At 52.5% G+C, this 19,946-nt stretch carries 15 protein-coding genes; 4 read left to right on the top strand and 11 right to left on the bottom strand.

Annotation, left to right across the window (positions count from 1 at the left end):
- Positions 1–206: 206 nt before the first annotated feature.
- Entirely contained in the window at positions 207–2,138 is a 1,932-nt protein-coding gene (dxs, locus tag VGM48_RS05120; RefSeq protein ID WP_331576699.1) for a 1-deoxy-D-xylulose-5-phosphate synthase, read from the top strand.
- On the opposite strand, the gene VGM48_RS05115 is transcribed toward dxs, so the two are convergent.
- From VGM48_RS05115 to VGM48_RS05090, 6 genes are all read right to left on the bottom strand, one after another.
- Positions 2,139–2,852: a pirin family protein gene (locus tag VGM48_RS05115; RefSeq protein WP_331576697.1), complete on the bottom strand. Its 714-nt coding sequence runs from the start codon at positions 2,850–2,852 to the stop codon at positions 2,139–2,141.
- A 7-nt stretch (positions 2,853–2,859) separates the two neighbouring features.
- Entirely contained in the window at positions 2,860–3,732 is an 873-nt protein-coding gene (locus tag VGM48_RS05110; protein WP_331576695.1) for a segregation and condensation protein A, read from the bottom strand.
- Positions 3,733–3,795: 63 nt separating this feature from the next.
- On the bottom strand, positions 3,796–4,794 hold the full coding sequence (locus VGM48_RS05105; protein ID WP_331576693.1) for a DUF3078 domain-containing protein: 999 nt from the start codon (positions 4,792–4,794) through the stop codon (positions 3,796–3,798).
- A gap of 77 nt (positions 4,795–4,871) precedes the next feature.
- On the bottom strand, positions 4,872–5,246 hold the full coding sequence (gene mscL, locus VGM48_RS05100; RefSeq protein WP_331576691.1) for a large conductance mechanosensitive channel protein MscL: 375 nt from the start codon (positions 5,244–5,246) through the stop codon (positions 4,872–4,874).
- A 192-nt stretch (positions 5,247–5,438) separates the two neighbouring features.
- On the bottom strand, positions 5,439–6,002 hold the full coding sequence (gene frr, locus VGM48_RS05095; protein WP_331576689.1) for a ribosome recycling factor: 564 nt from the start codon (positions 6,000–6,002) through the stop codon (positions 5,439–5,441).
- 40 nt (positions 6,003–6,042) lie between these two features.
- Complete coding sequence (locus VGM48_RS05090; protein WP_331576687.1) at positions 6,043–7,179, bottom strand: MraY family glycosyltransferase; 1,137 nt, start codon at positions 7,177–7,179, stop codon at positions 6,043–6,045.
- Between the two features lie 265 nt (positions 7,180–7,444).
- On the opposite strand from VGM48_RS05090, the gene VGM48_RS05085 reads away from it, so the two are divergent.
- Positions 7,445–8,278 (top strand): transketolase, encoded by an 834-nt coding sequence (locus tag VGM48_RS05085; protein WP_331576685.1) that lies wholly within the window; start codon positions 7,445–7,447, stop codon positions 8,276–8,278.
- Between the two features lie 44 nt (positions 8,279–8,322).
- On the opposite strand, the gene VGM48_RS05080 is transcribed toward VGM48_RS05085, so the two are convergent.
- Both VGM48_RS05080 and VGM48_RS05075 read right to left on the bottom strand, forming a co-directional pair.
- A complete protein-coding gene (locus VGM48_RS05080; RefSeq protein WP_331576683.1) occupies positions 8,323–9,543 on the bottom strand; it encodes an ABC transporter permease in 1,221 nt (406 codons plus the stop codon).
- A complete protein-coding gene (locus VGM48_RS05075; protein WP_331576681.1) occupies positions 9,540–10,013 on the bottom strand; it encodes a ribosome-binding factor A in 474 nt (157 codons plus the stop codon). The genes VGM48_RS05080 and VGM48_RS05075 overlap by 4 nt, the downstream gene beginning before the upstream one ends.
- Before the next feature lie 119 nt (positions 10,014–10,132).
- Here VGM48_RS05075 and VGM48_RS05070 point away from each other — a divergent pair, with 119 nt between their 5' ends.
- Complete coding sequence (locus tag VGM48_RS05070; protein ID WP_331576679.1) at positions 10,133–11,950, top strand: ABC transporter ATP-binding protein; 1,818 nt, start codon at positions 10,133–10,135, stop codon at positions 11,948–11,950.
- A gap of 6 nt (positions 11,951–11,956) precedes the next feature.
- Here the strand turns inward: VGM48_RS05070 and VGM48_RS05065 are convergent, their stop codons facing one another.
- Both VGM48_RS05065 and VGM48_RS05060 read right to left on the bottom strand, forming a co-directional pair.
- The gene (locus VGM48_RS05065) at positions 11,957–14,503 is read right to left on the bottom strand and encodes a S9 family peptidase (protein ID WP_331576677.1); all 2,547 of its coding nucleotides are present in this window, start codon (positions 14,501–14,503) and stop codon (positions 11,957–11,959) included.
- 292 nt (positions 14,504–14,795) lie between these two features.
- A complete protein-coding gene (locus VGM48_RS05060) occupies positions 14,796–15,164 on the bottom strand; it encodes a TraR/DksA family transcriptional regulator (protein WP_331576675.1) in 369 nt (122 codons plus the stop codon).
- A 46-nt stretch (positions 15,165–15,210) separates the two neighbouring features.
- Between VGM48_RS05060 and VGM48_RS05055 the strand changes: the two genes are divergently transcribed.
- Entirely contained in the window at positions 15,211–15,750 is a 540-nt protein-coding gene (locus VGM48_RS05055; protein ID WP_331576673.1) for a hypothetical protein, read from the top strand.
- Here VGM48_RS05055 and ileS read toward each other — a convergent pair.
- Complete coding sequence (gene ileS / locus VGM48_RS05050; RefSeq protein ID WP_331576649.1) at positions 15,721–19,143, bottom strand: isoleucine--tRNA ligase; 3,423 nt, start codon at positions 19,141–19,143, stop codon at positions 15,721–15,723. The two genes, VGM48_RS05055 and ileS, sit on opposite strands and share 30 nt — an antisense overlap.
- Between the last annotated feature and the right edge of the window lie 803 nt (positions 19,144–19,946).

The raw sequence follows: 19,946 nt of genomic DNA, 5'->3' as shown, positions 1-19,946 counted from the left end.
GCTTCCGTTTTTGGTCATACGAGGTATCATATCAAGTCCGGACAGGTCCGGCCTGGGCTCAAATCTAGGGTTTTCCCCATACCCCGGCCTCTTAATTTGTACTAATGGCGATTTTATCCCGGTCAACGGGGCGAGGCCCTGCCGGACTTGCAAACCAGGCGCTAAAGTCGTATTTTTGGGGTTATAAAGGACAATTTTTGGAAATTATGGAAATCACCCCCGGTCCCCTGTTGCAAACGATCAATTCCCCCGACGATCTCAAGCATCTCAGCAGGGAGCAGTTGTACCAGCTCTGTGATGAACTGCGCCAATATATCATCGATGTAGTCAGCGTGCATGGGGGTCATTTTGCGGCCAGCCTTGGGGTGGTAGAGCTGACGGTAGCCCTGCACTATGTTTTTAATACTCCTTATGATCCCCTGGTTTGGGACGTCGGTCACCAGGCCTATGGGCACAAGATACTTACCGGACGCCGGGAGGTATTTGCCTCCAACCGAAAGTACAACGGGTTGAGTGGATTCCCCAAAAGAGGTGAGAGTGAGTATGACGCCTTTGGGGTCGGGCATTCTTCCACGTCGATCAGTGCGGCGCTTGGGATGGCGATGGCTGCCAAGTACAAGGGCGAGACGGACCGCAAGGCTGTTGCGATCATCGGTGACGGCGCCATGACCGCGGGACTTGCCTTTGAAGGAATGAATCATGCCGGGGTTGCGGATACGGACCTGCTGATCATCCTCAACGACAATTGTATGAGCATCGACCCGAATGTCGGCGCTCTCAAGGAATATCTTACCGACATCACTACCTCCAAGACTTACAACCGGTTAAAAGATGATATCTGGAAGGCGCTTGGCCGGTTGCCCGGTAGCCAGTTCAGCCGGGAGATGGCCAGTAAGATCGATCACAGCATCAAGAGCTTTGTCAGCCGGAGCAGTAATCTTTTCGAATCGCTTAACCTGCGTTATTTCGGGCCGATCGACGGCCATAATATCACCAAACTGGTGGATACCCTGCAGGACCTCCGGCAGATACCGGGGCCCAAGCTGCTGCATATCATGACTGTAAAAGGGAAGGGATATGCGCTGGCCGAGAAGGAGCAGACCAAGTGGCATGCACCGGGGCTTTTTGACAAGATCACCGGAGAGATCTATAAGAAACACTACCCTACCCCGCAACCGCCAAAGTACCAGGATGTGTTCGGGCATAGTGTCATCGAGCTGGCGGAGCAAAACCCGAAGATCTTCGGCATTACCCCCGCGATGCCGAGTGGCTCGTCGTTGAAGTTCATGATGGAGAAGATGCCCGACCGGGCATTCGATGTGGGTATCTGCGAGCAGCATGCCGTAACCTTGAGTGCGGGCATGGCCACGCAGGGGATGCGGGTGTTTTGCAATATCTATTCTTCTTTTATGCAGCGGGCATATGACCAGGTGATCCATGATGTGGCGATCCAAAAGCTGCCGGTGATCTTCTGCCTGGACAGGGCAGGGCTGGTAGGTGAAGACGGACCGACGCATCACGGGGCTTATGATATCCCGTATATGCGGTGTGTGCCCAATATGATCGTTTCATCACCGATGAACGAGAGCGAGCTGCGCAACCTGCTTTATACTGCACAATTGGACAGCAATGAATATCCTTTTGTCATCCGATATCCGCGGGGTGAAGGCGTGATGCCGGAATGGAGAACGCCGTTCCAGGAGATCCCCGTGGGGAAAGGCCGGAAGATAAAGGATGGGGAGGGTGTTGCCATCCTCAGCCTCGGTCATCCGGGGAATTTTGCGACGGCAGCCATCCGCGAGTTAAGGGCAGGGGGATTGGATCCCGCGCATTATGATATGCGTTTTGTCAAGCCGCTGGATGAGGAACTTCTGCATGAGGTGTTCAGGAAGTTTGACCGCATCGTCACCGTGGAAGACGGGACGGTTGTCGGCGGTTTTGGTTCGGCGATCCTCGAGTTCCAGGCGGCGCATGGGTACAGTGCTACGGTGCGTATCCTGGGCATCCCCGATCATATCGTCGAGCATGGAACGCTGAAAGAGCTGCAGCATGAATGTGGCTATGATGCGCCGGCTATTGCCGCGGCGGTGAGGGAGATGGCGGGCGATGCCGTCACTGTAAATCATCTATTGGGATAATCATCCAAACATCGGCACTTCGATTGCCAGCAGTTCGGTTTCGGTGGTTGCGGTGAGCGAGACTTTTTCGACGCCGGCGATGCCGAGTCCATCGCGTTTTTCGAGGGTACGGTCGCCGGTCCTGATGCTTCCTTCCAAAATAAACAGATAGATGCCGTTACCGGGAAAGGCCGGTTGGTAGACCAGCGCCTTGCCTGCGCTGAGCCGGGTAAGCGCGAGACGGGCATCCTGGTTGATCCAGAGTGCGTGGTCTTCGGCGCGGGGGCTTACGATGATCTGCCATTTGTCTTTGCGGTCATCGGCGTGAAAGGACCGTTGATCGTGACGGGGGCGGATGCCGGGCTGTTTTGGAAAGATCCAGATCTGCAGGTAGTTGGCATTATCGTAGTGCGAAGCGTTGTATTCGGAATGGCTGATGCCGCTGCCGGCGCTCATGATCTGGACGTCGCCGGTATAGACGATGCCTTCGGTGCCCGTACTATCTTTGTGGGAGAGCGCGCCCTTCAGGGGAATGGAGATGATCTCCATGTTCTCGTGCTGATCGTCATCAAACCCTTTTCCGCCTTTTACGACGTCGTCGTTGAGCACACGCAATGCGCCGAAATTCACTTTGTCCCGGTCGTGCCAGTTACCGAAGCTAAAAGAATGATGGCTGTCGAGCCAGCCGAAGTTCACATGGCCGCGTTCGGCCGAGGGATGGTATATGGTTTCCATATGAGCCCTAGTTTGCTGATGCGTTTAGAAAGCCCGGGAAAAGGCCGCCCGGGCCATTGCCGTTTTCCGGGCCTTCGTCATCAGGCCCGGGTCCGGGTGCTTCGCCGGTGAGAGTTGCGTCTTCGAGGGGGTCTTCCGGTTTTTCGGGATTGAATTCAACGATAAAATTATTCCGGCCTTCGCCGATGAGGATATTCATGTAGTTCAACTGCACCAGTTCCAGCATGGAAAGGAACAGGAAGATGGCATGCAGCCGGTCGTGACAGATATCGAACAGTTTCTCGAAAGACATGGTCCGATGTTCGCGGATGCTCGTGAGAATATGTTTTCGGCTACCCTCCATCGTATAGTTGTATTGTACGACGGTGTGTACGGGTTTGTTCTGGCGCTGCTGGATCTTTTGCATGAGGCGTTCGAAGGTCTTCATCAATTTGAAGAGGGTGATCGCCTGGATCTCGGTGCCTTCGCCGGCTTCTTCGCCGATGTGTGAGAGTTCTTTCTGGAGGTTGCCCCGGCGGACCATGAGGTGGCGGATGGCTTCCATTTCGGCCAGGGTCGCCGCAGCTTCCTTGTAGCGTTTGTATTCGAGCAGTTTATCGATCAGTTCCTGCCGGGGATCGATCTCGTTGCCCTGGGCATCCAGTTCTTTGCGGGGCAGGAGCATTTTTGCCTTTATCCGCATGAGGGTGGATACGAAGAGGATGAATTCGCTTGACAGTTCGATATTCAGGGCTCCCTCTCCATGGATGAAGGAGAGAAAGTCCTGAATGATCTTATGAATGGGAATATTGTAAATATCCAACTCGTCTCTTTCGATGAAGAAGAGCAGGAGGTCGAAAGGGCCTTCGAATTGAGGTAGCTTGATCTGATAATTGGTCATAACCCAACGAAAATAGCTTTTTCCCCGGGAAAGGGGGGCGGGGTTTTCCCCAAGTTGTCCCGACTATTGCGCCAGCGCCGGGGTGATGGGCTTCCGGGTCTTATGCGCGAATTTGTAGGCGAAGCCGACCCCCAATACTTCCTGCAGCTGGAGGGCGGGGCCTCCGGCGGTGCCGTCGGCTTTGACCGATTTGATGCGGTCGTCATAGATCAGGGTGAGCGCAAAGTTCATGCTGATCAGGGTCGTCACTTTGACGGTGAGGACATTGGTCATATACAGGGCGACATTCTGCGGGTGATTGAGGTAGTCGGAGAAGAGATCGAGTCTGCCGGTGTAGACGGCGGATTTGTTCAGCGGGGTGGTGTAATTGATCGAAGCGTAGGCGCCGAATTCGAACCGGGATTTCTTACCGCTGTCCACGCCGAAAGCGGCGACGGCGGCCAGGGAGTCGTTGCTGACGAGCACCTCCCGGATCGTGGCCGGGGACAGAAAGAAGGAAAAATTATTGGTTGGCTTATAGTCCATCCCGAGAGAGAGGAGCAGATAGGCCGGCGCAAAGAGGTCCGAGGTCAACACTTTTGTGTTTGCGTCGAGATAGTTATAGCCGGGAGAGAACTGGGTGCGAAAGTCGAAGAGGCCCGTGAGGTACAGCTTTTTTCCCACGTCGTAGCCATATTTGGAGGTGACGTTGAAGATATCGGTCGTTTTACGAGTGCCGAGGCTGGTTGTATTGGCGATGCCATACTGGATGTTGAGGAAGTTATCCCAGCTGCGACGGCCGTCGACATAAAAAGCGTAAAGGTTGACGAGGGCATTGAGGGAGAGGGCGGATTTATCACCGCCGGCGGACCAGTTGCTCAATGCGGCCTGGTTAAATGTGAGACTGAGCAGGCCGCCCGTTTTCCAGGTCTGTTTTGTGGTATCGTTCGGATCCTTTGTTATGACGGCGCCGCTGACTGCGTCGTGCAGGTTCTCTGCTCTGTTCTGGGCTTGTGACAGGTTGGTAGCTCCAAATACGAAAAGGCAAAGGATAAGAAAGTTGAGGGCACAATTCTTCAACATAATGCGTCAGTTTTTATAAGTGTGAACTTAACAAAAATGTTGCCAGCCCTGCCGGGCTGGCAACGGGTAGTTTTATTTTAGGGGCGTTTCTTGAGCTCGTCGAGGATATCCGCCAACAGTTTTTCGGTGGACGAAGGTGCGGCGGCGGGGGGTACGGATTTCTTTTCCAGCGATTTGAAAAATTTTACGATGAGGAAGAGGATGAAGGCAATGATGATAAATTTGATGGTGGCCGAAAGGAAGCTGCCGTATTTCACGGCTCCCCAGGCCAGTTTATCGATGTTATCCAGGTTCGCCGCTTTTAGCGCCGGGGCCAGCAGCAACGGAGTGATAACATGTTCGACAAGCGACGAAACGATCGCGCCGAAGGCTGCACCAATAACAACAGCAACGGCAAGATCGAGGACGTTGCCGCGCATGACAAAATCTTTGAACTCTTTTAGCATTCCCATGATAGTTGTTTTTAGTTATGAAAGAAGATTTACAACATGAATGTCGTTGAGTTCCGTGAGTATACGCCGGGGCTAGCCGGAATTACCCAGTTGCCGGTCGTACCGGCCAATCGAGGATCGCTCCTATCCTTGCGACAGGTTGAGGAGGTGCTTGTTGAATTGAAAGGGGAGTTTCAGAGGGAGGATCACTGGTCAGACCGACATGATCTCTTTTTCTTTTGCTGCCAGGTGTTTTTCAACCAGGGAAATATGTTTATCAGTGATCTCCTGGATCTCTTTTTCGGCATCTTTTGCTTCATCCTCGCTCAGGCCGTCCTTTTGCAATTTCTTGATCTGTTCGATCGCGTCGCGGCGGATGCTGCGGATCGCCACGCGGGATTGTTCGCCTTCGCCGCCGGCCCGTTTGACAAACTCTTTTCTTCTTTCTTCCGTCAGGGGGGGCATGAACAGGCGGATGATATTGCCGTCATTCTGGGGTGTAACGCCCAGGTTGGCATTTATGATCGCCCGTTCGATGGGCTGGAGCATGTTCTTTTCCCAGGGTTGGATGGTCAGGGTGCGGGCATCCATTACGGAGATATTGCCTACCTGGTTCAACAGGGTGGGACTGCCGTAATAATCGACGGTGAGACCTTCCACCATCTGCGGGCTAGCCTTCCCCGCTCTTATCTTAATCAGTTCAGATTCAAGGTGATTGAGGGCCTTTTGCATATTATCCCGGGTATCTTCCAGGATCAGTTCCAGATCGTCTGACATAGATGATTGATTAACAACCTTGCAAACCTACGTCAAAAGATCAATTGTTTTGCTCCAAAATCGAGTCTTTTTTCAGGGATACCAATTGGGAAGCTTTCGTTAACTGAGCATTCTCTTCCTGAGCCGTCTTTGCGACAAAAAGCCGGGGGCCGGGAAGCAGATAGTAGATTGCGGCGATCAGGGAAAAGAAGATCAGGAATACGCCGGCAAGGAGGTAGGTGACATTGAGTGACCGGCCCAGGAATACGGCGACGATCATCAGGAAGTTAACGGTTACGAGCGTGAGTGTGATGGCCCGATGGGAGAATCCGCGGTCGAGCAGAAGATGGTGAATATGATTCCGGTCGGGGCTGAAGGGGGAGCGGCGGTGGAGGATCCGGATGCCGAAAACCCTTAGGGTATCGAGGAGCGGGATCATCAGGATGGTGAAGCCTACGGCCGGGGATGCGGGGATCGGGAACGACACATCGGCTGTATTGGCGACGTTGATGAATTTGATGACGAGGATCGCGTTGATGGTCCCGACCAGCAGCGAGCCGGTATCTCCCATGAAGATCTTTGCCGGTTGAAAGTTAAAGATCAGGAAAGCCAGGAGGCTGCCTGCGAGTGAAAAAGCGATCACGGCATAGGGCGACAATCCGACGTACAGGAAATAGACGCCGAAGACAACGGTCGATAAGAGACCGAGGCTGCCTGCGAGACCGTCAACCCCGTCGATGAGGTTGAAGGAATTGATCACCACTATAACGGCAAAATAGGTGAGCAGCAGACTAAACATTTCGGGTAACTGATATAATCCGAGGAATCCATGCATGCTGCGGATCTGGATATTCCCGTAGTAGATGATGATGAACGCAGCAAGCACCTGGCCGATAAATTTCTTTACCGGGGAGATGACGAGGATATCGTCTTTTAACCCGAGGAAGAAAATAACAAAGGCCGCTGCTATATAATACTGAAGATCAGCAAATTGACTAAAGTGTAAAGTAAGCAGGCTGCCGAAGATGAAGCCGGCGAAGATGCCTATCCCGCCAAGAGGGGTGATGGGGGCATGATGTACTTTCCGGGCGTCGGGCATATCGAATAGCTTTTTCATTTCCGCCACATTGATAACGGCCGGGATGGCGAGAAAGGTAACGGTAAAGGAAATAGCTATCGAAAGTAGAACATCAAACATCCGTCTGATTTTGATTCGTGAACAAAAATAGGAATTCTTTATTAATGCATTCTATATACGACAAACTCTATTGCAAAGATTAGGCCTGGGTGTTCTGCGGAGATTGCGGGTCAAGGGTCAGGCAAGAAGTTGCGTACCAAGGGAGACTGGGACTGAAAGATAATACAAAAGTTTAATGACTCCAAACAATCGGACAAAAATGGATCAATCGACATGGTAAAAAACCTTTAGATTTGTCAAAAAAGGAATCAATAAATCAATACATATGGCAGAATTAAAAGCAATCGCTTCGCAGATCAGAAGGGATATCGTAAGAATGGTTCATGGCGCCGCAAGTGGGCATCCGGGTGGTTCGCTCGGGTGTGCTGATTTCTTCACCGCATTGTATTTCAAAGTACTGAAGCACGATCCTGCTTTCCATATGGATGCCAAGAATGAAGACGTTTTCTTTTTATCAAACGGTCACATTTCTCCTGTATTCTATTCGGCACTGGCCAGATCCGGTTATTTCGATATCAAAGAACTGTCCACGTTCCGCAAGATCAATTCCCGGCTCCAGGGGCATCCTACCACCCACGAACATTTGCCGGGGATCAGGGTAGCGAGCGGATCGCTGGGTCAGGGAATGAGTGTCGCCATTGGCGCTGCCCTGAGCAAAAAACTCAATAACGATAAAAATATTGTGTACTCTCTACATGGAGATGGGGAATTGGACGAGGGGCAGAACTGGGAGGCCATCATGTTTGCGGCGGCCAAAAAGGTAGACAATCTGATCTCGACGGTCGACTGGAACGGTCAGCAGATCGATGGGACGACAAAATCCGTCATGGATCTGATGAATATCCACAGCAAATTCGATGCGTTTGGCTGGAATACCCTGGAGATGAACGGCAATGATATGGATGAGGTTATTGCGACGCTCGATAAGGCGAGGAGTCTTACGGGTCAGGGTAAGCCCATCGCCATCATGATGCATACGATCATGGGCAAGGGTGTCGATTTCATGGAAAACGATCACCATTGGCATGGGGTTGCGCCGAATGACGAACAGCTGAAAAAAGCGCTGGCGCAGTTGCCGGAGACCCTGGGAGATTACTAAGATGAATTTTACGACAAATGAAAAACGGCCCGATGGGCCGTTTTTCATTTAAGGGCGATGGGTTCCGCGGCGGCCCTTCGCGCGGGCAGCCAGGAGGCCAGCAAGGCGATGACACCGATCGTGGACAGCACCAGAAGAAAATCGGTTGCAACGAGTTTTACCGGATAATAGTCGATCAGAAAGGAGCCGCCCTGCAAGGGAATGAGCTTGTATCTTATCTGCAGGACACAGACGATGACGGCCAGCAGGATCCCCCCTATCCCACCCATCAGCGCCAGCAGCAGGCCTTCGGTCAGGAAGATGCGCTGGATCATTCCATTATTGGCGCCCAACGCTTTCAGCACATGAATGTCTTTTTGTTTTTCCCATACGAGCATGGTCAATGCCCCTACCATATTAAATGCAGCCACGATGAGAATGAGGGACAGCACGATATAAATAACCCATTTCTCTGTTCCCATGACATTATAAAGACTTTGGTTCTGTTCGTAACGGGTCTGCACCTTGTAGCCGGCGCCGAGGAGTTGTGTGATGGCCTGTTTGATAACGGGGGCCTGTTCCGGATCGGTGACGGAAAGTTCCGCCCCGCTGTATTCGTTGGGTCCCAAACCCACCATTCGTTTGACAAATTCGATATTTGTGATCACGTAGTGTTCGTCAAAATCCTGCTGGATACGAAACATGCCGGAGGTGGCCAGGGCTTCATGGTTCATGGACGCCATGGGATCGGCGCTATAGTCTTTGCTTCCCCGGCGGAAGAGGTAGACGCCGAGCGGCAGCAGTTCTTTTTCGGCTTCCACTCCGAGGGTGTTGGCGATGCCCGAGCCGAGGATGGCCTGGGGATGATCACCGGTACCGGTCTCAAACTTTCCTCTTTCGAGTGTCTGGCCTACCCCGCTGACCTTTGTATAGTTCGCGTCCACCCCTTTTATATAGGCGGGCACCCAAGCGCCTTCGTTCTCCAGGATACCCTTATCCTCGGCTACGAGGGATAGGGCGCCGACCCCATTTACGGACCGGAGCTTTTTTATCTGGTCGGCGGTAAGGGTAAGATTTTTCCCACTGATGGGAGAAACCTTTATATCGGGATAAAAGCTTGTGTAAAGTGATTTTACGAGGTCTTCGAAACCATTGAACACACTCAGTACGAGGATCAGGGATGCGGCGCCGACCACGATGGCCGACACGCTTACCCAGGCGATGATATTGATCGCATTGGTAGATTTCTTTGCACGAAAATATCGCCAGGCGAAGAGGAAATTCATTGCGGCCCCTCCTTTCCATCGGGGTTGTCGTTCGTTCCGGCGGAGTTGGCGCTGCCATTGGAGTTGGCGCTGCCATCCGGGTTGTCGCTGCCATCCGGGTTGTCGCTGCCTGCGGGGCGTTCGGCCTTTATTTTACGGAAGAGTTCTTCCATTTTATCGGCATGTTCGAGGGTGTCGTCATGGAACCAGTCGATCGTCGGGATGCGGCGCAGTTGTTGCTTTACGCGGGCGGCCAGGTCCCGTTTGATCTCCCAGGCCTTGTCCTCGATCTTCTTCATCGTGGCGGGAACGTCTTTTACCTGGAAGAAACTGAGATAGACCCTGGCTTCCAGCAGATCGGGTGTGACCTTGACGGCTGTGAGAGAGATCAGGCCCCCATCGATCATACTCAGGCCCAGGCGTTGGAAGATATCGCTTAGTTCCTGCAGCAGCAGGGCGCTTACTTGTTTTTGTCTTTTTCCTTCTTGCATATACTTTTCGCTGTTTACGCGCCTTAAACGCTTTAATCGCGCCTTAAACGGTTTAACGTCTAAAATCTGCGACTTATCAATATTACTGCTAAATTTGCCCCAAATTTACGGATTTCAGCATGAAGAAGTTCTCGGTGATCTTACACTACCTGTCCAGATACAAAGGCAAGATCGTGGTGTATATGATCTTTAATATCCTTTCCATTGTCTTCGGGCTGATCTCCCTTGGCATGCTCAGTCCCTTTCTCTCCATCCTTTTCAACAATGAAGGAGGGGGTAAGGGACAGGCTGTAACCCTCAATACCAACGCGATCGGCGGATTGAAGGATGTGCTTGCCGAGGTGATCCGGCATTCCGACAGGTCCACGGCCCTGCTGGTCATCTGCTTCCTGATCGTCCTCAGCACGATCCTGAAGAATCTTTTTTATTACTGGTCATCCTATATCTCTTCTCCTATCCGGAGTGCGACGATCACTTTTTTACGAAATGATGTATATGAGAAGATCCTTGCGCTGCCGATCGGCTATTTTACCGAACGACGGAAGGGTGATCTTATTTCGCGAATGACCAACGATATCTATGAGATCGAATCCTCGGTCGTCAGTACGTTGGAAGGGTTGATCAAGGACCCGCTGACCATCATCGGCTATCTCGCGTACATGATCTATCTCAGTCCCCGGCTTTCGCTGTTTCTGTTGATCCTGCTGCCCGTGACGGGATTCCTTATCGGCCGGATCAGCCGGACGCTCAAGCGTCAGTCGAAAGATGCTTCCATCCGGCTTGGGGAGAGTCTTTCCGTTCTCGATGAGACGCTGGGCGGCATCCGGATCATCAAAGGGTTTGGCGCGGAATCGCTGTTGCGCAAGAAGTTTGTCCAGATCAACGACAATCTCTTTCATATCCGCAATAAGATGAATGCACGGCGGGACCTCGCGTCCCCGTTGACGGAGACATTGGGGATCGTTATCCTGACGATCATTCTGTACTATGGCGGGATGTTGATCTTTCGTACCCACGGACAGGGCTTCTCCGGGGGCGACCTGATGACCTATATCGCCATTTTCGGTTTGTTGATCAACCCGGCAAAGAACCTGTCGACCTCGATGTTCAATATCCAGCGGGGCGCCGCCGCGATGGAACGGGTGGAAGACCTGTTGAAAGCAACGGTGTCGATAAAGGATGATCCGGGAGCGCGGAAGCTGGAAGTTTTCAGCGACAGGATAGAATTCAGGGGTGTCTCCTTTTCGTATGAGGATGCGGGTATCCTGGAAGGGATCGATCTGGTGATCGAGAAGGGAAAGACCGTGGCGTTGGTGGGCAGCAGCGGTGCGGGCAAATCGACGCTGGCCGACCTGGTGCCCCGGTTTCACGATGTGACGGGGGGTGAACTGCTGATCGACGGGATCAACATAAAAGACTATTCGCTAAAGACGGTGCGCGAGCAGATGAGCATCGTAACCCAGGAGCCGATCCTGTTCAATGACAGCATCGCCGCCAATATTGCACTCGGCAAGCCCGATGCGACGCCGGAGGAGATCGAGCAGGCGGCAAAGATCGCGAATGCGCATACGTTTATCATCCAGAAAGAAGAAGGATACCAAACCAATATCGGCGACCGCGGCAGCAAGCTCAGCGGCGGCGAACGCCAGCGGTTGACGATCGCGCGGGCGTTGCTGAAAAACCCGCCCATCCTTATTCTCGACGAGGCGACCTCTTCGCTCGATACCGAAAGCGAACGCCTTGTACAGGATGCCATCTATAAAATGATGGAACACCGGACGAGCATCGTCATCGCTCACCGGTTGAGCACTATCCGGCATGCCGATGAGATCATCGTGCTGCAGAAAGGCCGGATCGTCGAAAGGGGCACTCACGACGAACTGATGGCCCGCGGCGGCTTTTACAGGAAGCTGGTCGAGATGCAGGAGGTCAAGTAGTCCGGCCTAATCCCAATCGTCATCGTCTTCCTCTTCGGTGTCCGGGTTGCGGCGACCTTCGCGGCTTTCAGCGGCGCCTTTATTCCCCACCTGTTCCTGTTCGCGATCCATCTCTTCGATGGCTACGGGCCGGGCCGATTCGTCCCCGATGAGATAGCGGGAGAAATAGTCTGCCATGCGCCAGAAGAAATATTCGGTCATGTCGCCATATCCATGGCGCTGTCCCGGCAGCAGGACGAGGTCGAAGCGTTTATTGGCCTTTATCAATGCATTCACCACCCGGATAGTATTTCCCGGATGTACATTGTTGTCGATGTCGCCGGTGGAAAGCAGCAGATGCCCTTTCAGGTTTTTTGCGAGGTCGGCATTCTTCTCGATGGAATAGAGAAAGCTGGTGTCGCCTTTGTCGCTGACCATTTCCCGGACCCCATGGTGTTTCTCGGACCACCACCGGTTATAGATGGAGTTGTCGTGGTTGCCCGAAGAGGAAACGGCCACCTTGAAGAAATCGGGATAGACCAGCATCGCGGCGGTACTCATAAAGCCGCCACCGCTGTGACCGTGGATACCTACGCGATTGACATCGATGAATGAATACCGGTCGGCCAACTGTTCGGCCGCGGCTTTTTTATCGGGAAGGCCATAGTCGCGCAGGTTTCCGTAACCGTAGTTATGATACCATTTGCTGCGGGAGGGGGAGCCGCCGCGGTTGCCGATAGTGACGACGACCATGCCCAGCTGTGCGAGGCGATCGACGCGGTCCATCGACCGGCTGAAGGCTGCATTGACGGATTCTGTCTGCGGACCGGGGTAGACATATTCCATCAGGGCATATTTTTTTGTGCTGTCGAAGTTGAAGGGTTTGTACATGACCCCATAGAGATCGGTGATGCCGTCGTCGGCCTTCACGGTGAACGGCTGCGGGAATTTGTAGCCGGCGGCGAAGAGCGAGCTGAGATCGGCGGTCTCGAGGTCCATGATCTTGTGGCCGCTGCTGTTATAGAGAACCGATTTCGGCACGGTGTTCACCCGCGAGAAATTGTCGACATAGTACTGCTGGTCGTCATCCATGTTGACTGCGTGATCAAAGTTGCCGTTGTCGAGCAGGGTGAGTCCGCTGCCGTCCAAACCGACTTTATACAGATGTACATAGTAGGGATTCTCGCCGGGCTCTCTGCCGGCGGCGGTAAAATAGAGGGTGCGCTTTTTGTCATCGATGCCTACGATATCCTCACAATGGAAGGGACCGCTGGTGATCTGATTCTTGAGTTTTCCGGCGCCGTCATAAAGATAGAAGTGGGCCCAGCCATCGCGTTCGCTCCATTCGACGAGTTCCCGGCCTTCATTCACGAGTCCCAGGCGACGGACCTCGACATAGGTGTTTAAGCGTTCTTTTATCAGGGGCTGTGCGATGGAGTCGCCGACGGTTACGGCGCAGACATCGATGCGATGGAGGTCACGGCTGGTACGGGTGAAATAGAACCGGGATGCGGTTCCCAACCAAAATTGGATGCGATAATCGTCATCACGGCGGCGTTCCTGGGTGGGCGCGGACCAGATGGCGACATCCTGGTCCTTGAATTCCGCGGCGCTGACTACCTGGCGGGTATGTGTCGTCATGTCGAAGACGAGCAGTTGTTCGATGGGCGCTTCTTTGTCGCCGGGCATCATGTATTTATAGGTCTCGAGCGTTGGCCGGGGATCGGCGATCGAGTTGATGACCCAGAGGTCTTTTACTTTCCGCATATCCGAGCGTGACATGGCGAAGTGTTTGGAATCCGGGCTCCAGAACAGTTGCGCGGGTTTGCGTTTGTTCTTATTCTTTTCCTTGTCGACATTCGTCTCTCCGCCGCCGCCCTGCACGCCGTTGCCGTGATAGCTGTAGTTCTCCACGCCGTCGGTTGTAAGCGCGTGTTCTACGATGGTGCTGTCGTCCTCATTCTTCAATGCTTTTTCGTAGTTGGCCCTGTCCATCCAGAACAGGTTGAAGTGGCGGCCGAAGACGATGGTGTTGCTGTCCGGGGAGATATTCGCCCAGGATGGTTTGCGTTTGGGTTTTTTGTAGCCGGTGAGTTCGTTGAGGGTGCCGTCGAGGAGATTGTATTCGAAGTAGTAGATCTTTTTTGCGGTGGAGTCTTTTTTGGAGTTTTCTTTATGCAGGGTCTCGGAGCTTTTCACTTCGAACTGGATCCAATTCTCGTCTTTTATAAAGCGCATGCTGTCCAGGCCGAGATGTTTTGCTTCGAAAGGATCTTTTACGATGCGGGAGATGGCTGCGGCCAGTCTATCGTTGTCGAATAGGGTCTTTTTCTCGGCTTTGAGCGGATCGACGATATACCATTTCTTGCCTTCTGTTGTTTCGTACATGTACCAGAAGCGGGTGGTTTTTTTCAGCCAGTGGGCGTCCACCTGGGTGGTAAAGACCATCTTGTCCAGCTTTTTTGGCGAGAAGCGGGCAGCGGCCTGGAAATTGGCTTTTGTCGAGGGGTTTGGCTGGGAGTAACCGATGAAAGATGCCGTCAGCAGCAGCAAGGCTATGAGGATGCGGGGCATAAGCAGTTGTGGGTTTGAAGATGCTATATAGCATTTTCTTTCCCGGAGAATCTGGCGATATCCATCCGCGGTGACATTTCAGGATGAATGGGTGGGCGGAGGAGGCGATCGATCGGGTATACGCCGGCGTTGCAGAAGGGCTTTTTCTGCAGCGGGAAGGCCGTGAGAGTGAAGCCCAGGGAGTGCCTGGGGGCATAGTAAAGGAGGGACGTCACCTTAGTTCCAGGGAAAGGCGGGCCAATCAGCACTGGATACAAAAGTCAAGGGAAGAACTAAAGAAGGTATCCTAACCTTATTTATTCATCATCTGTTTTGCCTCGATACTCAAGGTTGCGTGTGGAACGGCTCTAAGTCTGGCTTTATCGATCAGTTTACCGGTAACCCGGCAAATACCATAGGTCTTGTTCTCGATTCTCATGATAGCCTTCTCCAGGTGGTCGATAAAAGTGATCTGGCGGCTGGCCATCTGGCTGAGCTGTTCTCTTTCCATGCTCATGCTTCCATCTTCCATGGTCATGTAGCGGGCGTCATCGTTATCGCCGCCCATTTCGTCCTTGCGCGTGATCAACCCCTGGAGGTAGGCCAATTCCTTCTTTGCCGCATCCAGTTTGCGATTGATCAAATCCCTGAATTCTCCAAGTTCTGCGTCGCTGTATCTCATAGTGGGTCCAGTTTGTTCTTCTTGTGGGGTGTCTAATACTGATTTTGTGAATTCCGGTTCGTATTTGCGAACTGTTTTTGTTTTTATTTCCGGGATAACCACCTTTACCGGTTTGGCGGGAGGGGCCGGTTTTTTTACTTCCGGTCTCGACGTCAAGGGTGGAGGTGTAGGGAGGGCGGTGGCTACCGCTTTGCCAAGGGGCGGAGCGGGGGTAGCCGGTTTTGCGGCTGCCTGGGCTTGCTGCGCTTTTGTTACAGGGGCGGTTACCTTCGAAATAGGGGTTGTGGTAGCATGGCTCTTTGCTGCAGGCTTAGAAGTACTGGATACAGCTGATTTTTTTGTTGGCAAGGGAGGGGATTTTTTGGCCGATGCTGACGGGGCAACCTTTTTAGCGGCCGGTTTAGCAATACTCTTCACCGGGGCTTTTTTTGCGGCCTTGCTTCCACCTGACGAGTGGACAGATTTTGACGCCGTTTTTTTAGCCGGGGCTACTTTCTTGACATTTACGGTCTTCTTACCGGCTGGTTTTGCCAGTTTCTTCTTGGTTGCCATACAGTTAGGCTTTTTTAGTGACGAACACTTTTAAGAGAATATCATTCACTTCAATTTCAGTGCCATTCGCGGGTTCCTTCACCAATTCGATGGAATCTGCCAAAATTTCCGCACAAATATAGTCATTAAATTGGGTCAAGGAATCTGTAAGGGAGGGTACGTCTGCTACTTTAACCAGGATCCTGTCGGTCAGGTTATAGCCATTGTCTTTCCGGATTTTTTGGATGCGATTAACGAACTCACGGGCATTGCCTTCCTGGGCCAGTGCCGGAGTAACTGTTACATCCAGGGCGACAGTGAGCGCATTTTTATTTGCCACTACCCAGCCCGGGATATCCTCACTGGTGATATCTACTTCTTGGATAGACAATATTATGGGTTCTTTATCAATAAATAAAGTAATATCACCTTCTTTTTCCAATTTCGCTATGTCCTCCTGAGAAAACTGACTTAGGGCTGTGCTGACGGCCTTCATTTTTGCGCCCAGCTTTTTACCGAGTGCGATGAAGTTCGGCTTTATCTTCTTTTTTATGAATCCGTCGCTTCCGTCCAGGTATTTGATCTCCTTGATGTTGACCTCGGCCTTTATCAAATCTTCCACCTTTTGCAGCTGATGGCTCATTCCGGGATTGAGGACGGGGATCAGCACCTTTTGCAAGGGTTGGCGAACCTTGATATTTACCTTTTTGCGCAGACTCAGGATCAGCGATGAGGCATCCTGGGCAAGTTGCATCCTTTCTTCCAGCGGTAAATCGATAAAGCCGGCGTTGGGGGTGGGGAAGTCGGCATGGTGGACGGAGTCCGCTTTTATCCGGCCGGTGATCGCGTTGAGATTGCCGAAGAGCCAGTCGGCGAAGAACGGCGAGATGGGCGCCATGAGGCGGCTGAGGGTTTCGAGACATTCGTACAGGGTCTGATAGGCGCAGATCTTGTCGTGTTCGTATTCCCCTTTCCAGAAGCGGCGGCGGCAGAGGCGGACGTACCAGTTGCTGAGATGTTCGTCGAGGAAGTCTTCGATCAGCCGGCCGGCGACGGTGGGCTCATAGTCGTCGAGGCTGTCGTTCACCTTGGCAACGAGGCTGTTGAGTGAGGAAAGGATCCAGCTATCGATCTCCGGCCGTTCGGCCGGTGGGACATAGGCTTCCTTGAAGGTGAAGCCGTCGACGTTTGCATAGAGGACGAAGAACTGGTACGTATTATATAAGGTACCAAAGAATTTTCGCTGGACTTCCCGGATGCCATCGAGATCGAACTTCATGCTTTCCCAGGGGGAGGCATTGGTGATGAGGTACCAGCGGGTGGCGTCGGCACCGAATTTCCCGATGGTTTCGAAGGGATCGACGACATTGCCGACGCGTTTGGACATCTTATTGCCGTTTTTATCCAGCACCAGGCCGTTGGAAACGACGGTTTTATAAGCGAGGCCCGGGTAACGGGTGTCGCCGTCGGCCGGATAGATGCCGGCCTTTTTGAGTGTGCTCTCGACGGATTCCTTTAACAGGGCGCCGAGGGCATGGAGGGTATAGAACCAGCCGCGGGTTTGGTCGACGCCTTCCGCGATGAAGTCGGCGGGATAGTTTTGGGCAAAAACCTCCTTATTTTCAAAGGGAAAATGCCATTGGGCATAGGGCATGGCGCCGCTGTCGAACCAGACGTCGATGAGGTCGGCAACCCGTTTCATGGGTTTGCCGGTCTTGCTGACGAGGACGATCCCGTCGACATAGGGTTTATGTAGATCGGCCGTAAGCTTTTGGATATAGGCGTCTTCGGTCTCCCCTTTTTCGGGAGTCATGAAGCCGGCTTTAACGGAGGCCTTCAGGGCTGTTTGGAGCTGGGCGATGCTCCCGATGCAAAGCTCTTCGCGTATTGCGGGGTCTTCTTCATCCGTTCGCCAAACGGGTAAAGGGGTACCCCAGTAACGGCTGCGGCTGAGGTTCCAGTCGACCATATTTTCCAGCCAGTTGCCGAAACGGCCTTCTCCGGTGGATTTGGGTTTCCAATTGATGGTCTTATTTAGTTGGACCATCCGGTCCTTGAGGGCGGTGGTGCGGATGAACCAGGCGTCAAGCGGGTAATAGAGAACGGGTTTGTCGGTGCGCCAGCAGTGTGGATAGGTATGTTCGTATTTCTCGATGCGGAAGGCGCGGTTCTCTTTTTTGAGTTTTACGCAGATGTCGACGTTGACATCGGCATAGTTGGGGTCGTCTTTGTAGTTTTTTACATAGCGGTTGCTGAATTCGCCGAGGCCGTCCAGGAACTTTCCCTGTTTGTCGACCATCACCAGGATACCTATATTATACTTCTGACCCACTTTGTAGTCATCGGCGCCGAAGGCGGGGGAGGTATGGACGATGCCGGTACCGTCTTCGGTGGTTACAAAGTCGCCGGGGATGACGCGGAAGGGGTCGCCGCCGGCCACTTCGGGGCTGTTGGCTTCGAAAGGCAGGAGCTGTTCGTAGCGGATCTCTTCGAGGTCACGGCCTTTGAATTCACCCAGGATCTTCCAGGGAAGGACCTTGGTATCGGGGGTAAAGCCGACGAAATCGCCATTCTCGCCTTCGGGCTTGAAGTACTTGCCGATCAATGCCTTTGCGAGGATGACGTTAATGGGGAGATGTGTATAGGGATTGAATGTCTTCACCAGAGCGTAGTCGATCTTCGGACCGACGGTGAGCCCCAGATTGGAGGGCAGGGTCCAGGGGGTAGTCGTCCAGGCCATGAAAAAGACCTCGTCGTCGCCGGCAAGTTTGAAGAGGAATTCGCTTTTTTTGTCGCGGGTTGCCTTGAACATGGCCACGACGGTGGTGTCTTTTACGTCCTTGTAGCAGCCGGGCTGGTTGAGTTCATGAGAGCTAAGGCCGGTGCCGGCGGCGGGGGAATAGGGTTGGATGCTGATGCTTTCGTAGAGAAGGCCCTGGTCATAAAGCTGGGCGAGTATCCACCAAAGGGTCTCTATATAGTTGCTTTCGAAGGTGATATAAGGATTCTTCAAGTCTACCCAATAGCCCATCCGGCGGGTTAGCTCGTCCCATTTATCCTTGTATTTCAAGACTTCCCGGCGGCAGGTCTCGTTGTATTCGGCGACGGAGATCTTTTTACCGATATCTTCCTTGGTGATGCCCAGCATTTTTTCGACGCCCAGTTCTACGGGCAGGCCATGGGTATCCCAGCCGCCCTTGCGTTTTACCTGGAAGCCTTTCATGGTTTTATAGCGGCAGACGAGGTCTTTGAGGGTACGGCTAATGACGTGGTGGATACCGGGGAGGCCATTGGCGCTGGGGGGGCCTTCGTAGAACACAAATGGGGTGGCGCCTTCCCTTAATTCCACACTTTTTTCGAATGCCCGTTCTGCTTCCCATTTTGCCAGCATATCCTGGCTAATGGCGGGTAGATTCAACTGCTGGTATTCCTTGTACTTGTTGGCCATGTAATAATGTAATAAATAAATTATGCGGGTGCGGGGGGTTGCCGGCCCCCTGGGCCGGCTATTGGGGACGCAAATTTACGAAAAAACGACTGGAAGGCTGGCGGCAGGCGAACGAATTATCTTTGATCAAGGGCCGCGGAGGGAAATGTTAAAGGATTGCCAAAAGCCTGCTAAACCGATTTAAAAAGCCACCCCTGTCTTCGGAGTTATCCACATTTCCGGGTTTTGGCATAATTTCTGGATACTATTCTTCCAGAAACGCGATACAAACGGATGGTCAACATCCGACAATTTATACAGAAGCAATTCTAACTCTTTCTACGGTTTAGGGTTTAGGGGTTAAAAAGGGGGGTATTCCTACTCCCCTTCCTTTTAAATTTCCCCTAGCCGCCATTGGCGGCAAGTCCTTTAAGACGGATTTTAGTCCTCCCGGCCGGTTTCACCCCAACTTTTTCCTTATTCCGTGTAACGAACTACCTTATTCAATGGAGATCCGTAGCCATCCCGTTTTTAATCTCTGATATTACCTTGCAAAAAACCCGTTCGACAAGCACACCAGGCTGTAAGATTTCAATTCCTGAATTACCTTTTTAAAAAGTTCAAGTCCGGAGAACCACCTTTTTTACCCCGGAGGACAATGAACCCTCCCGGTCAATGACCGGGAGGGTTGTCTTTTTTTAGGGTTTCTAACCTTTAGATCTATAGATGTATAGACTCTTTTTTTGATTAAATTTGTCAGGATGCGCATATATCTTGACAATTGTTGTTTTAACAGACCTTTTGACAGCCAGTCAAGCATTAGA

Source organism: Puia sp. (genome assembly GCF_036500295.1).
Lineage (GTDB): Bacteria > Bacteroidota > Bacteroidia > Chitinophagales > Chitinophagaceae > Puia.
The sequence above is the reverse complement of the archived record's forward strand: the minus strand, read 5'-3'. Positions and strand labels throughout refer to the sequence as shown.